Origin of the sequence: Algoriphagus aurantiacus (genome assembly GCF_035156405.1) — a bacterium.
Classification (GTDB): domain Bacteria; phylum Bacteroidota; class Bacteroidia; order Cytophagales; family Cyclobacteriaceae; genus Algoriphagus; species Algoriphagus aurantiacus.
The window spans coordinates 153971-171452 of sequence record NZ_JAXRUT010000011.1; the positions used below are offsets into that span (position 1 = coordinate 153971).

The window sequence follows — 17482 nt, forward strand, 5'->3', positions numbered from 1 at the left end:
CAGTCAGTTAATTACAATTCAATTGGATTCTACTCAAATCATGTTAAATTTGAAATACATTTTTATTACTACAAAAGCATCATGCCTATAAGATGATTTTACCCAATAGACATTCTTTCTGCATTCATAAACTTCTGGCATATTCGTTTGCTATATGTTTGCTATTGATTGGGGTGAAGGGAGAGGCTTTTGGGCAGACTCAGACTTTTTCGACTCCGGGATCGGATACTTTTATTGTACCCGCAGGCGTAACTTCAATTACAGTAGAAACCTGGGGAGCTGGTGGGAGAGGTGGTTCGAGATCAGGTTCTAATGGAGATACTGGTGGTGGTGGCGGCGGCGCCTATTCCCGAAGTATTCTGTCAGTTACCCCAGGGCAAACTATCAATTTTTATGTAGGTTTTCGTGCATTAACAGCTGATCCTGGAGAAGACTCTTGGTTTCTAAGCAATACCACGGTAATGGCCAAGGGCGGAAATTCTGTCGGCCCAAATATTCTTACAGGCGCCACAGGGGGTTCAGCAGCAGCAGGCTATGGAACCGCTAAGTTTAGCGGGGGAGATGGAGCCAATGCAGGAACAGATTCAGGAGGAGGTGGGTCATCCGCTGGGATAGCTACAAATGGAAATAACGCAACTAATCAAACCGGAGCAACAGCACCAACCGGAGGTGGAGATGGTGGAGATGGTAAAAGCGGAGGTCAAGGTCGTGGAGAAGATGGATCACCTCCCGGAGGTGGAGGCGGTGGTTCTAAACGAACCAATGCCTCCGGAACAGAACAGGTAGGGGGATATGGCGGAAATGGTCAGATACGCATTTCCTACATTGCTTTGACATCAGCAACAGGTACGGATAATCAATCCGTATGTGAAGATGATCCTATTACCAATATTACTTATTCTCTCCCTTCTGGCTCATCTGTATCTATAGTTAATCTTCCCGCAGGATTAACGTCAAATTATAATAGCGTAGCAGGGACAATTTCAATATCCGGGATTCCAACCACAAGTGGCACGTACACAATCAATGTTACTACTAGCTATGGAATAAGTCTTACTACGAATGGATCTGTAACCGTCATACCAAATAACACTGTTAGTTCTTCCTCACCGGATCAAACCCGATGTATTAATACAGCGTTAGCCAATATTACTCATACCACTACAGGAGCAACAGGGATAGCCAATGACGGGGTATCAGGAGCAAATGGTCTCCCTCCGGGAGTTAGCGCCTCTTGGAATGCAGGCGTAATTACCATATCTGGTACGCCAACCTCAACAGCTGGAAGTCCTTATGATTATTCCATCCTTTTAACAGGTGGTTGTGGAGAATTCTACGCCACAGGAACTATTACTGTGACACCTGATAATACGGTAAGTCCTGTGGGAAGCCCTGACCAAACTCAATGTATCAATGAAGAATTGGTTGATATTATTTTTAACACCACGGGGGCGACCGGAATTGCCAATGATGGAATAGCTGGAGTAAATGGTCTCCCTCCGGGAGTTAGCGCCTCTTGGAATGCTGGTGTAATCACGATTTCAGGGACTCCAACTTCCACTGCTGGCAGCCCATATAATTATTCCATTCCTATAACTGGGGGTTGCGGAAATATCGTTGCGACAGGTACAATTAATGTCACTCCTGATAATACTGCAACTCCAATAGGAAGTGCAGATCAAAGTCAATGTGTTAATGAAGCATTGGTCGATATTACATTTAATACAACTGGTGCCTCAGGAATTAGTAATGATGGCGTGCTAGGAGCAAATGGGCTGCCTCCAGGAGTTTCGGCTACTTGGAATGCTGGAGTAATCACGATTTCAGGTACTCCAACATCCACTGCAGGAAGCCCGCACAACTATTCCATTCCACTTACAGGGGGCTGTGGAAATATCGTAGCAACAGGAACCATCACGGTGACTCCAGACAATACGGTCTCGCCAAATACAGCAGTTGATCAAACACTTTGCATCGATACCCCTTTAACTGAAATTACTTTTACAACTACAGGAGCAACAGGAATTGATGATGATGGAGTAGATGGGGCAAATGGGCTTCCACCAGGAGTATCAGCAACCTGGAGTGGCAATATTTTGACTATCTCTGGATCTCCCTCAGAATATGAAAATAACCCTTACAATTATTCCATTCCATTAATTGGAGGCTGTAATGACCTGTACGCGGAAGGAACAATCATTGTAAATCCAGCCTCTGCCATCACCTCTGAAAATATGTCAGATCAACGGATCTGTGATGGGGATACTTTTTCCGAACTTTCGGTGACTGCTACTGGAACGGGCACCCTTTCCTATCAGTGGTTTAGTAATGATGATCCTGACAAAACAGGCGCTACTCCAGTAGGTACAAATTCTCCTACCTTCACCCCTCCGGCGGATGCAATAGGTACCACCTACTACTATGTCGAGGTGACCAGCGACTGTAGCCCAATAGCTACCTCAAGAATTATGGAGGCAATTGTGGAACCGATTACACTTATCACATCCGAAATCGATATTTCTGATGATGTAGAATGTTTTGGAGATGGATTTGATCCGCTTACAGTAGTTGCGGAAGGAGCGGATTTGACGTATCAATGGTATGTTAATACCGATCAGCAAAATAGCGGGGGTACTTTAATTCCAAATGCTACTTCCAATACATATACCCCTCCATCTACTGACATCGGAAGTATTTTATTCTATTATGTGGTCGTTTCAGGTTATTGCACCTCAGACACTTCAGTCATATCAGGCGAATATCGCGTAAACCCTCCCGAAACAGTCATCGACGTCGATCCTGATCCAACAAATTATACTATTTGCCGTGGAGATGCGTTTCCTGAATTGTCAGTTTTAGCATCCGGAGAAGGAACAATTACCTATCAATGGTATAGCAATGACGCTCCTCAAAATACTGGAGGAACTTTGATCAATGGAGCGACTGAGGCAACCTTCACTCCACCGAGTGATGTAGTGGGAACTAGATATTATTACGCAACAGGACGAAGTAATTGCGGAACAGTGCCAACCGCAGTTTCGGGAGGATTCACAGTTACTCCCCTTTCAGCAATTACCAACGAATCACTGAATGGCCAAGAAATCTGCGAAGACCAGGGGTTTTCTTCTGTTTCTATAGAGGCAGAGGGTACAGGTACACTATCGTACCAATGGTTCAGTAATACCTCTGCAGTAGCCGATACACTAGGTATTGAAGTTGTCGAACTTTCGGGAGAAAACAGTGACTCTTTTACCCCTCCTACCACACTAGGAACACTATACTACTTTGTCAAGGTTTCGAGTGATTGTGGTCCAAATGCACTTTCAAATATCTCAGGAGCATTTACCGTCAACCCTCTCCCAATTCCAACCTTAACTTCCGACGTGGATGCAGATCCTGTTGTCTGTGCTGGTACGTCTGTAACATACACGACCGAGTCTGGTCAGTCCAACTATATCTGGGATATTCCTGGGCAAGTCGAAAATTCAGATTATACCGTTTCAGCTGGAGGAGTCGGTACCTCAAGCAATACGGTTACTTTGACATGGTTAACAGATGGACCCAAAGATGTCACGGTTTATTACACAGACCCTAATGGATGTACCGCAAGTAGTCTTGCTACCAATTCAATTACCGTAGATCCACTTCCTGTTCCTACTCTTACTTCTGATTTAGATGCAGATCCGGTTATTTGTGAGGGTGGAACTGTCACTTATACGACAGAAGCTGGACAAGATGATTATATGTGGGATATTCTGGGGGTTCAAGGGACTGATTATACTCTGACATTTTCTGGGCCATCTCTAGATGAGAGTAATAGTATTCAGGTTACTTGGTTTAGTGATGGTACCAAAACTGTTAGTGTTTCTTTTACAGATTCCTCCACAGGATGTTCTGCTTCGAGCTCTGCTAGCAATTCAATCACAGTTGATCCACTACCCGTCCCTACCTTTGTATCAAGCCCCGGAGTCAACGTCTGTGAAGAAATTGACGAGGTGACCTACACCACCCAAGCCGGGAATATTAATTACATCTGGAACATACCCGGTGTAGCAGGCACTGATTATCAGATTACAGCCGGTGGGATTGGCAGCACAGACTCCACAGTCAGCCTCATTTGGCTCACATTGGGTAATAAAACTGTGGAAGTCGGCTACACAGATGGAACAACAGGTTGCCTTGCTTCAAGTCCTGCAGTTTCAACGATAAATGTAGAACCATTAGCTACTGCAGGTCCTACTTCTGATCCTTTTCCAAGCGTTTGTATTAGCAATCCAAACCTTTCGCCATTTACCCAACCCACTACCGGTGTCAACGACATAGGAACTCCTACTGGATTACCAGCAGGAGTGAGCGCTGTTTTCAACTCTGCTACAGGAAATATTGGATTTTCTGGAAATGTCAGTTCTGCTGCACCTGGCTTATATTCGTATAGGATACCACTTATTGGTAATTGCATTAATGGTTTAGAAGCTACAGGTACAATTGATGTAACGCCAGAATACCAATTGACATCAGTTAGTTCAGTTTCGGCAACTTTAGCAGGAGGTACCGCAAGTATTACTATCAATGGAGATGCGGCTTCTCTTCCTAACGGAGAGTATGAGGTTATATATATTTTAGACGACGGAATTAACCCTCCTGCTGAACACACCTCATCTTCTTTCACTGTAAATAATGGCCGAGGTAGCTTTTCTTCCGTACCACTTGTGGATTTGGATGTAGAAGCTTACCAACTAACTATAAAGACTGTTAGAAAAATAACTGGAGGTTGTATCACTGAATTGGATACCAATGACCCTATCAATACGACCTTCTTTAGTGTTTGTGGCGCACCTTTTACTGAAGATGGAACCTTCTTTGTTCCTGCCGGAGTATATGAAGTATCAATTCAAGCTACTGGGGCAGGTGCAGCAGGTGAGTCTGAAACTGTGACCATTTCGGTTAATCCTGGACAAGCCTTAGGGGTTTATGTAGGCCAAAGTGGCGGAACGGGAAGTGATCGAGATACCTGGGTAACTCCTGATTCCTCACTTCCAGACCCTGAAACCTCCAGTTTTATTTATGTAAATGGTGGTGGAGGAGTTGGGCCTGATGGACAAGTAAACATATCTTACTCCTGCCCTGATTCTAATGATGTTGATTGCATGGAGGTGATTGACGATGGAGCAGTTAGTGGAACAACAATTATTCGCTTTATATGTGATGATAATTGGGAAATCCCAGAAGGGTTAGTTGAATTTTCAATTTACTCAGTTGGTGCAGGTGGTGGTGGTGGAATGGGTCCCACTGCTGGTGGTGGTGGAGGTGGTGGTATTGCCTCAACCACAGTAACAAGTACTGCCCAATATGGATTCCCAGCTAGTAATTCTCTAAACATTAAGACAGGTCAAGGTGGAAATGGAGCATCTTCAGTAAATGTAAAAGGCGGAAATGGAGGTAGCTCTGAGGTAACCGGAACTGTCCCAGACCCAGGAGGAAATATTAACATTAATCTCAACGCCCTGGGAGGCGGGGGAGGTGGATCTTTTAACAATCTAAATGGTAGTAATGGAGCATCGGGTGGTGGTGGTGCTTACAGTGATCAGTCAACTGACACCCCTGGTTATGGAGGCTCTGGAATTCCCGGACAAGGAAATGATGGGGGAAATGGAGATAGAGGAAATAAACCCAATCATGCCCGTGGAGGGGCTGGAGGTGGAGGAGCCGGCAGTGTCGGAGAAGATGGAGGTGGTGCAGGAGTTGGAATATCAAAATCCGGAGTTGGAGGGGACGGATCAACTTTTGAATTAAATGGTACTTTTTACGGTTATGGAGCCGGAGGTGGTGGGATTGGTTTTAATTTCAATGGTAATCCCAATACACCAGGACTAGGAGGTACGGCAGACGGAATTCAAATAGGTGGTACCGCTACCGATGATGGTGTGGGTGGTAGTGGAACTGCCTTAACTGGTTCTGGTGGAGGAGCAGGAACGACCGGAGGAGGTAATGGTGGCCAAGGTGTTGTTTATATTACTTACTTCAACTATCGCATCCTCTCTGTCGAATACCTGTACTTCAATGCCAACTACAATGCATCACACAGAGAAGGAATACTTACATGGGCGACAGCCAAAGAGTGGGAAAACTCGCACTTCGAAATTGAACGGGCTGTGAATGATGCACGTAACTGGGTAAAAATCGGTGAAGTAAAAGGTCAGGGTTATAAGGACTCTCCTACTTTTTACAATTTTGAGGATAAAGATATTCCTGCTTCAGGCGGAGATATATTCTATAGGCTGAAACAACTAGACATCGACGGATCATACTCTTACAGTGTCACACGTTCCATCCAAGTCACAGGCTTAAAAGGCAAATCTAACTGGATCGTTTACCCAAATCCTAGCAGTCCTGGGAATTACGTAACGGTCGATTTACTGAACAGAAGCAGCTTTAGAGATGAGCAAATCCTAATCAAAATATCAGATGTAAAAGGGGTTTTCCAGTCTTATACTGTAGGCACGGTTGAAGAGGTAAGTATAGCTGTTAATAAATACCTAGAGCAAGCAGCTCCTGGAATTCATATTGTTCAGTTAATATGGGGCGACCATATCGAGCAACTTAAAGTCTTAAGAAGATAAAATAGTTGCTAAATAGGGCATGCTGAAAAACGCCAGTAATAGCTCAAAAGCTATCATTTTGAATGATTAACCCATTTTTCATACGAACGGTTTTTCAGCAAGTGCAAGCTTATTGATGACAATAGGTCTTTATCCATGCATCAGAAAATCTCAAAATCGATATTTTCAAGCTAGCCTCAGCCATACCATCTTCTACGTTGGCCTCATTCGAGGTATAAGCATACATCTTCACTCGGCCGCCTTGAACCTGGCATACCTGAGACTTTTTCAGCAAGCCCTAAATACACATAAAGCCCTTATGATTGATTTCATAAGGGCTTTTCTCTTCAAGCAAAGTTTGTAAACTCTACTTTTCTTCCTCTTCCTCTCTCTTAGGAGCTTTCGGTTGTCCCAGCCCCAAACTCCCTTTCAGACCACTAAACGTGGCTCGCCACCAACCGCCAAAAATGAATTTGGACTTATCTCGCTCGAAGTAGATTCGTGAAGTCACCCGATGATTAAAAAAATTTCTCGGGTTATTACTTTTGGTAAATACATTAGCGAGAAAAGTCATTATCCCAAGCTTCCCTCTTCCCCGTTCCAAAGTCAAAGAATCCAAAAACTCAATCCTCAGATCCTCATACTTAAAGTTCATATTACCCGTAGCAACATCATCGTCCATTCTAAAGCCCCACTTCCCATCTGTGACACGGCCATCTACCACTTTTAGGAATAGTCCTTTTGTCAACATGTTGTTCAGAAGTGTGAGGTCAAACTCGCCAAGTTCCACATCCACATCCATAGGATAAGGCGCCCCAAAATACATGTTAGTATTTAACTTCACTTCCCCATCTCCCATTAACTTTGAAGTCGCAGAAAGCATGGCAGATTTTAAAGGAAATTCCTCACTACTTTTTCGCATCACAAAAGGAACAATATACCCGTCCAAATCTTCAAATCTAATAGAACCAGGTAGCATTGCCTTCGGAGCAAACTCCTGATATCTTACATTTCCATTCTCAACTATTACTGAATCAAGTTCCAGGTTAAATGGTGCATTTTCCATCAGTTCCTGAGGCATAGGTTTTATTATGCCTTCTTTTAAAGGAATTCTCTTGTCTCTAAACACATCTATCTCTAGGCCATCAAGCCTTAGTACATGTGCCTTTAGATTTTTATTGATGAAATACTCATCAAAATCTATCTCTTCTAGCTGAACCTTTTCTACAAAAGCATCAATAGTGTTGTCCTGGAAACCTTTTTGGCGTAAATATTCATAGCGACCCAATGCTGGCTGAAAATGCACACTGTCGAGAACAAGCATATTATCCAGATACCTTATTTTTCCAATTCTCAACTTATTGAGGCTATCCTTTGTATAGACTTGGTAGTTCGAAAGCGAAAGACTCAAGTCCTTTTCTAAAAGAACCTGAGGGCTCAAGTCTGTGTTTTTATTCATCAGATCAAAATTGAGTGCCATTAATCCAAAATTGACATTATGAAATGCCATTCTAGGAATCTGTCCCGACTCTTTATTATGTAATACAATGTCTCCATTGTTAATCAATATATCTTGAAGTAAAATAGACTCAATTAGGCCTATTTTTTTTGTGTTTGATGAATCTTTTAATTGCTTAGGATTGCGTGATTTACTGGCTGTATCGAGATATACATCGATTTTGGGATTCATTAATCTCAATTGTGTAAGGTCAAAAATACCAGTAGATTGGATATCTCGGATGGTGTTATTTCTCACACCTAGTTCATCTATTTTGGCTGAAAAAATAGGCGAACCAGGACTCCCTGTAAAAGTACTAGGGACTATTTCAAAATTTGAAAATATTGTTTCATCAGCCGAATTATCCACATATAGATTAGAGAATTTGATCGTGTGGATACTGTCTGGCAAAGTGTATGAAAAATCATTCAGCGTAAGATTAATCTCATCAAACAAGCTAGCGATATCCTTACGGGCATTAGCAGCAGAGTCGAGAGTCAAGCCACTGATCCCTAAGTCGAAATCGGTGTGTATTGATTCAAAATCATCTTCTCCCACTCTATACTTCAAGCTTAGCTTCGAATTTGTAGCTTCAATTGCACCAATTGAAACCAACTCAATAGATTTCGGAAGTGTTTTAACCATGCCTTGACTAGCATTTTCATCACTTACCTCCTTCTGATAATCCCTATTAATCTCAAGATTTATCGTACTTCCATCTACAGCAAGCTTATCGAGCTGCAACTGATTCTCAAATAGGAATAACTCAATATCAACACCCTCAAATGATACACTTGGCAGATTCAAGGATAGGGCAATTTTGCTCTCGATAGAACTACTTGGACTTAGCGTGAGGTTATCTATTTCAATTGTCTTGGAACGAGAATTAAACCGAAGACCATCTGTATCCACCTCATAATTCCCTCCTGCTACACTAAAGTCATATTTCCTCAAAATCAGGTCAATTTCATCTGAAAAAAAAGTTCTCTCAGAGCTGCTAACCTGTCCTTCTTCCAGATAAAAGCCTTTTAAATTCAAAGACAGGCTATCTTCACTCAGAGAAATATCCTTCTTTCCGGCGAAGTTTCTGTATTGAACTTGCCCATTACTAAAACTTATAGAATCAATCTGAATTGAAGAGAAATAGGAAGTGAGCAAACTCTCTATTTCATCAGATGATTCTACAAGGGAGTTCGTCGAATTATCACCACTACTATTTTTCCTAAATCGAGTAAAATTTGCCACTGGAGATGGAATCAGAATTTGATTGATTATCAACTTCTCATCCATGTAAGCCGACATAAGATCTATCCCCTCTACGCGAAATTCTGGAACAGATATATCGAGAATAACTGACTTGCCATAGGTATCAAGAATTGCCTTAGTAGAATCAGGATTTTCAGGTCTCAGTGTGAAATTATTTACCACTACAAGAGAATTTTTGGAATCTATCAATACCCTATCTGCTAAAAATTCATGAAGATTATCTCTCAATTTAAGTCTGTATTTATCTAGACTAAGTACCATTTCCTCTGCCAGGATTTGGTTTCTCACGTCGCTGTCCAAATTTGGTTGCAAAAAGACTTTTTCTAGTAACAGACTAAATTTCTCAAATCCTATATCATCACTTCTAACTCCTTTGTCATTCTTAAACTGAACTTCTCCATCTCTAAGATCCATTTTCCCAATGGAAAGCTCATCCATATAGCCCTCCAAAAGCTCTTTGACTGGTACTCTTTCTAGATTTTCTGCACTTTGGCTTAGCTCAGTAATTTCCACTTTGGGAGATTGAATTAGCATCTCATCAATATAAAAAACCCCATCGTTATACAAACGCTTCAAGTTAGCCTTGGTAAGCTCAAGTCTAGGTAGAGAAATACGCATAATTTGGTCAGCCTGACCTCCTTCCAATGCAGCTTCTCTGGGCTCCAAACGAACATTTTCAATGATAATCTCATCTTTGAATGAAGACACACTCATCCTATCTCCGTAGATAAAATGGACGTTATCTGACAGATACAAGTATGCATTTTCAATATCCATTGCCGCATCTTCTCCATAGAAAAACTGATCAGTTTTCCTGGATTCATCCTCACCCAAATAAAATTTGATCATTTTGAAATCAAGCTTTTGGATTTCAATCCGATTTTTGAGTGTATCTGCCAAACTATACGTAGTGAACTTTCCACTATTCACCGACAGTTCCTGAACTTCAAATGATTTGAGTATTCCCTGAATCAGTTCATTTAGATCTCCAGTCGCGGTACTATCTTTTTCGCTGATGATATTTTGTTCGACTGTAAACTCAGGATCATTTAAGACAATTTCATCAATCAAAACATTAGAGGTCATAAATGCCTGATTCAGATCAACGTTCCCGACACGGAGTTCGCTCAAATAGACATCATAGTATGCTTTACTTTCGATTCCTTTATCTGAAGTAAGCCGAAAACCATTCATTTCGATGATGTTATCCAGAGAACTTATATAGACATTCTCAGATCTAATGGAATGCACCCCGTCTGGAAGTGGAAAGTCCACATTATCCAATTCAAACTCAAAGCCTCTGGCATTGAAAGGAGTCGTCCACTCCTCTTTGGTCGCCCAGTTGATATCATTCACTAATAACCTGGTATTCTCTGCTTTTAGAGACTTTTGGCTTAGGAAGTTCAAAAAGAATAAATCGGCATTATTGATTTCCAATTCACTTATATAAACCCCTGTGAAATTAATTTTATCAATTATCTTTTTAAGTTCATCTTCAAGTGCTTTTACAGGAGATTCTTTTTCCTCACCATCTTGCTTTGTTTCACCATTACCTTCTGTATTATCATTAGGAGGTAATTCCATGCTAATATTTGGATTGTTAAACTCTAACTTTCCCACATACAAAATCTCTTCAGAAAAATCGAACCATAAATTTGTTAGTGCCAGCTGATCCAAGGTCAAATCAAATAATGCTTGATTTTGACCAGGTTTACGCTCTCCCGTAGGCTTCATGACTATTCCATCCATGAAGAGACCGCGTCGAAGTAGAGAAAATCTGACTCGATTAAAATCAACTAAATAAATATCCTTAGCTGCTTCATTGATTTTTCGCCTTGCCCAGCTGGAGAGCAGGAGGTTGGAGCCAAAATAGACTACGAACTCCAAAAAAAGTATGGATAAAAAAGTAAACATAACCCATCTCAAAACTTTTTTTCGAAAAGGATGTCTTGAATGCTTTTCTTTATGCTCTTCTGTCATTCAGCTGTTTTTTCGTCTAAAATAGACATTTAAGACAAATTTAAACGAAAAAAGCAGCACTTCAGTGCTGCTTTTCTATGCTGTAGGAGAAGGATTCGAACCTCCACGGGGCTGTTAGGCAATAGTCCGGTTGAATTACGCTTTTTCCTTGATTCCCCACCCCCGAGACAGGAGGGCTTGTCTGCCAGTTTCAACATCCTACAATGATGAATTTTTCTCTTTACTGGCCTTTTGCCAATTGATATGGTTTTAAAAAAAACCAATGGTTTAATAGGTTTGATAAGCAGTATTCTAAAAGCAGCTGAAAGCTATTTACTGCAACAATTTTTTATTTTGCTGACTCAAAATTAGAAATACCATTGGTTTATTAAAATTCTGATAACAATTAAATTAATTTTTTACAGATTATATATAAATAACATTCATTAATTATAGATTCAATAAAATATAGAGTGATTTAAGCTAACTCACTAAGGATTCAATAATGAGAATTATACGCTATTTATGCCAAATCTTATTGGGGTAATTAGATGCAACTCAAAATTAAAATTTTGAACCCTTTAAGAAAAGGGCATAAAAAAAACCATGAAACAAAATTTCATGGTTTTAGTCAATTAACAATAAACCCAAAATAACCTGCTGTAGGAGAAGGATTCGAACCTCCACGGAGTAGTTAGGCAAATTTACGAGCTCGCTAAATGCTTTATCCTATGACCTCCACCCCCGAGACAGGAGGGCTTGTCTGCCAGTTTCAACATCCTACAGTGTTGTGTAATTTCAATGTATTTTGAGTGGCTACCGTGTGTTGCTCTCTTTGTATGATTCAAATATAGCAGACGAGTTTGTTTTTTAAAAATAATTCAAAAATAAAACTGAATATTTACAGTATTTTTAATGAAATCGTTTGAAAAATACAGTATTGATAAAAACGGCATTAATATCGAGCCGTAAATTGACTATTTTTCAATGAATCAGAGCAATATTGCCGATACGGCCTAAAAATACCTGTTTTGTTGCCAAAATCACATCATTTTCAACAAAAAATTGAACATTCACCAATTTCACCGCACTTATTCAAAATTTACATAATTCTCCCATTTATCTAAAACCGCTCGAAAATCTTCAGGCATCGGTGCTTCGAAGTATAGTTTTTCCTTAGTCACTGGATGTACAAAACCCAATGACTTCGCATGTAGCGCCTGTCGTGGTAAAAGATTAAATGCATTGTGGACAAAAGTCTTATACTTAGAGAATTGAGTGCCCTTGCGGATTTTATCACCTCCATAGGTTGCATCATTGAAAAGCGGATGCCCCAGGTGTTTCATATGAGCACGGATCTGATGTGTACGCCCGGTTTCCAGATTACACTGAATCAGCGACACGTAACGCAACCTATTCAGCACTTTCCAATGAGTCACTGCATGCTTACCCTGGCTACCATCAGTAAACACATCCATTATCTTTCTGTTCTTCGCGCTTCTCCCCACATTACCAGTGACAGTGCCGACATCCTCATCCATCTCACCCCATACAAGAGCCAAATAGGTCCGCTCGATGGTATGATGAAAAAACTGCGAAGCCAAATGTGTCATCGCATCTTCAGATTTCGCAATTACCAATAGCCCAGAAGTATCCTTATCGATGCGATGCACCAATCCTGGCCTTCCTTCATTGCCCTTCATCTCTGGGAGATTTTGAAAATAATACACCAAGGCATTCACCAACGTACCTGCCCAGTTACCATGAGCTGGATGAACGACCATTCCAGCGGCTTTATTTACCACCAACAAATGTTGATCCTCATAGACTATATTTAGCGGAATATCCTCAGGAACAACCTCCGTATCACGTGGGGGCTTGCCCATCAGCACACGAATATCATCCAGTGGCTTTACTTTATAACTACCTTTGATCGATTCTCCATTTACTTGGATCGCACCTGCATCAATCGCTTGCTGAATCTTATTTCGGGTGGCAAAAGCTATTTTATCTGTCAAAAACTTATCGATCCTGGTTGGTGTCTGGCCTTTGTCAATTACAAATTTGTAATGCTCATAAAGGTCTACCTCTTCCTCCTCAAAATCTTCGTCTGGTTGCATGCTCATGCTGCAAAAATAAGATTATCAAGCTTAACTTTGGCACCTCTTCAAAAAAGCACGATAAATGCTATTTCCAAATCCAGTTCCTGTTCAGTTTCTTACCCATCCTATTCTTGAGAAAAAAGGAATCGAATTTGCCATTAAGCGGCTGGATTTAGTCCATCTGGAAGTTTCTGGAAACAAGTTTTTCAAACTCAAGTACAATCTAGAAAATGCCAAAAACGAAAGAAAGAATAAGATTCTGACTTTTGGAGGGGCTTTTTCAAATCATATCTACGCCACGGCAGAAGCTGTGAAAGCCGAAAATTTAGAAGCCATTGGCATCATTCGGGGTGAAAGAACCGAACCTCTCAATGCCACCCTTTCACATGCCGAAAGACTTGGAATGCACCTTCATTTTATAGATAGAAATAGTTATAGAAATAAAACTGCTCCTGAATTTCTCGCCAGTCTAGCAGAAAAATTTGGTGAGTATTACCTTATCCCAGAAGGAGGAACCAACGAACTGGCCATAAAAGGAACTAAAGAAATCCTAGATATGGAAGATCAGTCATTCTCACATATCTGTAGTTCTATTGGTACAGGAGGCACTTTCTCAGGGCTTTATTCTTCACTTTCTGAGCACCAAAAGCTGGTCGGATTCTCCTCATTAAAAGGCGAATTCATCCATAAAGAAATCGCCGATCTATCAACTACATATCAACTTAGTAGTAAAGGCTCGTACGAGATTTTCACCAATTACCACTTTGGAGGCTACGCCAAGCACACCCAAGAGTTAATCGGGTTTATCTGGTGGTTTTATGAGAATTTCGACATAGTCCTAGACCCTATTTACACGGGGAAAATGGCCTTCGGAATCTGGGATTTGATCCAAAAAGACTATCTCTCCGAAGGCTCAAAAATTCTGATGATTCATTCAGGGGGACTTCAGGGAAATACTGGATTTACTGAAATGACTGGAATTAAACTCCCGAGTCTTTCAATGTGAAACAAGCTCCTCCAGCTACTCGGGATTGCAATCCCGAGGATATATTGATGGATTTGTAATCCACCCAAATCTCAGCTAAAGCCTAGTTTTTATCAATAGAGATTTTATGTTTCTCCAAACAAAAACTCAGTATTGGAACTCAACTAAATTCGGGTCTTTATCTGTAGTAAGGCCATAGATTAGTTTTGAATCCTCATCAACCGTAAAGCCATATAAAGGATAGTCAAGTTGAAATTGGTTTAGAAGTTTACCATTGAAGTCAATTTCAAAAACCCTATTTAATCTCTCTTCTGAACTTATATCTTTAAAGTTTTTACCGGAATAAAGTAAAAAAATTGAAGCTTGGCCTACATAGACATCTAAATACTTTATGGTTAATGTCCTTAGATCAAATTGAGGCATTTGAAAACCCTGGTCATATCTCACTTCAAATTCAGGTATGTTAAGATCCGGGCCCCAGATTGTTTTAATTTCTTTATTGTTTAAATCAATTATATCCAAATAACCTACATTATTGCCAGCAAATACATAAATATTATTTCTCAAATTGCCATTCAATTTCCCACTGAATATGTTGCTAACAATATTGGCATCTAAATCCTCAGGTTTTATTTTTCTTGGTAAATCTGAATTTGCGATCATATCTTTCCAGTTCCCAAAACTAGCAATCGTATCCATCTCAATTGAAAACTCGTAATATTTTCCCCATCCATCAACTAAGGTTGTTAGTAAATTTGTGGATGAAGTAAATGTTGCTTTCGTTATAAACCCTGGTATTTCTAATCCTCTTATCTGTTCAACGGCTAATTTTGAAGTGTCCAAAAGAGAGAATCTACAAAATTTAAGTTGCTGCCCGTCATACACCCAGAATTCATTCTTTACTCCATTATCCATTAGAGGATATCCTATTGTGATTTCTCCTGGCCCTACTCCGTCAATTCCGAGATTACGAATTAGTTTTTTGCTTTTTCGATCAAGGATATGAATTTTATCATCATTAGTTGACTTCTTTTCTGCAATAATTATGATGCTATCCTTGAGAAGGATTTGAGCTGGATTTACAACAAAATCAAGATTATATTTTTTACCTGATAACGTAATTGAAGATGGAAGATCTGATTCAGTAAATCTGGAGAACTTGGAAGAAGCTTCTTTTGGTTGACATGAGACAATGTATATTAAAGCTATTGCTAATATTATTAACTTTTTAACCATAATGCCAATATTGATTTACCTAAGCAGTAGTAGTTTGGATAGATGATACTTTCAACTAAATATAGAAAATATCATTGACCCGCTCCTTGGGATTTGCATTCCCGAGGATATTTGATGGATTTGTAATCCACTTGACTTCAATCACCATGTATAAAATCACCAAAACTCAGCTAAATCTGACTTCCCTTTTCCAGCCCAAAAGCCAATTCGTATTTCAAAATTTGCTTATAAAATCTGGATTACAAATTCTACAAGATTGATTCGGGATTGCAAATCCCGAATAACAGCAATGAATTATGGAATAATCTTAAAATTTACTTCTACTTCAAATTGCACAGATATAACAAATGTCTGACATTTGGAAAGCCCACACCTCTACCTATTACTCTTTATTATATGGCAAAGAACAAGAAAAGAAAAAGCACAGCAAGCAAAAGTCAACCAATCAGCCCAAAGAAATATCTTCAGACCAAGGTCCGGCAATTGCCTATTCATATCTGCTATATTAATGAAGATTGGGAACAGACAAAACTTGCTGAAGTCATCGTAACCAGAAAACATACTAATGGTAATCTTACATTCGGGGCTTATCTGACAGATATACTTGGTATGGGCGTGAAGGATACAATGTTCGGTTTTAACCGAACTACTTTTGAGTTTGAAGAACTTTTGCTGAACATGGGTGGTAAAATGGTAACCTGCGATTATGTATTAGCGCATAATTTAGTGTATGGAGCAGTTGACTTTGCCTTAGAATATGACATTCCCTCCCATAGAGACTGGAATCTCACCCAATACATCTTGGAGGAGGACACCGAAGATATTCCTTTGATGGACCTGGAGTTTGGTGTAGATGGTAAGCCGGTATTTTTATCATACGACGGGGAGGATGAGGATTATTCCTGGGATGAAGATGAAGAGTTTGAAGACGAGGATGCTATTGATGAAGAAGATATGATAAGGAATGCCCAGAAACTTGTTTATTCCACCATTGACCTTGCTTACGAGAAGAGTTTTCCCATCAAACCTGATCATCGCTCTCAGCAAATTAAAGATGCGCACATGCAATTAATTATAACCGAAGAGCCTGATCATGAAATAGAAGAAGAGGAAGCTGATGCCCTGGAATTTCTATATTTTGAACTCCATAATCTCGTGGAGTCAGAGGACAAGTCTGGAATAAAAAAGTTTAGGAGACAAATTTCAGATAAAATCCATCAATACCCAAACCAGCCGATCTTTCGCAACTACTTGGCAAATAGTTACTTTCTAGTAGGTGATGTCGCTGAAGGAGATAAGCAATTTGAACAATGCGTAAAAGATTTTCCTGATTACCTGCTGGGGAGGCTGTTCCATGCCTTCCAGTTGACACAAAATAATCAATACTGGAAAGCTTGGGAAATAATCGAAGGCAAATCTGAATTGCAGGAGCTTATGCCACATAGAAAATCTTTTCATCCTCAGGAGGTTTTTGTTTTCTATGCTGTGGCAATTTTGTGTTTACTCAATTACGAAAACAATTTAGAGAAAACCTTTCCATACTACGAGCTAATTCTTTCCAGTGAAGATGATCCTCTGCGTTGGATTTCGGTTAGCAAAGCAGTAGATGCAGTATCAAAGGCTAAGGCCAATGCATTGGAAAAAAAATTTAACAAGGAGCTACCGCAAATCATGGAAGATTTGGGTGTCATTCCTGATTTCTCTAAATATAGCTAGCCGCAGTTGCTCAGACTGTCTAAAAACCCCTTCAAAATTTCACTAAAAATACCCACTATCCCGATGGGACTTATGGGGTGATTTTTGTATCTTTTTATATGAAATTTATCCAAGGAACTGA

Annotated in this window: 6 protein-coding genes; 3 read left to right on the top strand and 3 right to left on the bottom strand. The window is 40.1% G+C overall.

Going from position 1 to position 17482, the window contains the following annotated elements:
• The first annotated feature begins 92 nt into the window (after positions 1-92).
• Positions 93-6620, top strand: a complete 6528-nt coding sequence (locus tag SYJ56_RS12875; protein WP_323834674.1) for a beta strand repeat-containing protein — start codon at positions 93-95, stop codon at positions 6618-6620.
• Between the two features lie 346 nt (positions 6621-6966).
• Here the strand turns inward: SYJ56_RS12875 and SYJ56_RS12880 are convergent, their stop codons facing one another.
• Together SYJ56_RS12880 and SYJ56_RS12885 are read right to left on the bottom strand one after the other, a co-directional pair.
• Positions 6967-11343 (bottom strand): AsmA family protein, encoded by a 4377-nt coding sequence (locus tag SYJ56_RS12880; protein WP_323834676.1) that lies wholly within the window; start codon positions 11341-11343, stop codon positions 6967-6969.
• Positions 11344-12413: 1070 nt separating this feature from the next.
• Positions 12414-13448, bottom strand: coding sequence for an RluA family pseudouridine synthase (locus SYJ56_RS12885; RefSeq protein ID WP_323834678.1), 1035 nt, complete (start codon positions 13446-13448; stop codon positions 12414-12416).
• 58 nt (positions 13449-13506) lie between these two features.
• On the opposite strand from SYJ56_RS12885, the gene SYJ56_RS12890 reads away from it, so the two are divergent.
• A complete protein-coding gene (locus SYJ56_RS12890; RefSeq protein WP_323834680.1) occupies positions 13507-14430 on the top strand; it encodes a 1-aminocyclopropane-1-carboxylate deaminase/D-cysteine desulfhydrase in 924 nt (307 codons plus the stop codon).
• A gap of 126 nt (positions 14431-14556) precedes the next feature.
• Here the strand turns inward: SYJ56_RS12890 and SYJ56_RS12895 are convergent, their stop codons facing one another.
• Positions 14557-15645, bottom strand: a complete 1089-nt coding sequence (locus tag SYJ56_RS12895; RefSeq protein ID WP_323834682.1) for a BF3164 family lipoprotein — start codon at positions 15643-15645, stop codon at positions 14557-14559.
• 396 nt (positions 15646-16041) lie between these two features.
• On the opposite strand from SYJ56_RS12895, the gene SYJ56_RS12900 reads away from it, so the two are divergent.
• Complete coding sequence (locus tag SYJ56_RS12900) at positions 16042-17361, top strand: hypothetical protein (RefSeq protein WP_323834684.1); 1320 nt, start codon at positions 16042-16044, stop codon at positions 17359-17361.
• The last annotated feature ends 121 nt before the right edge of the window (positions 17362-17482 follow it).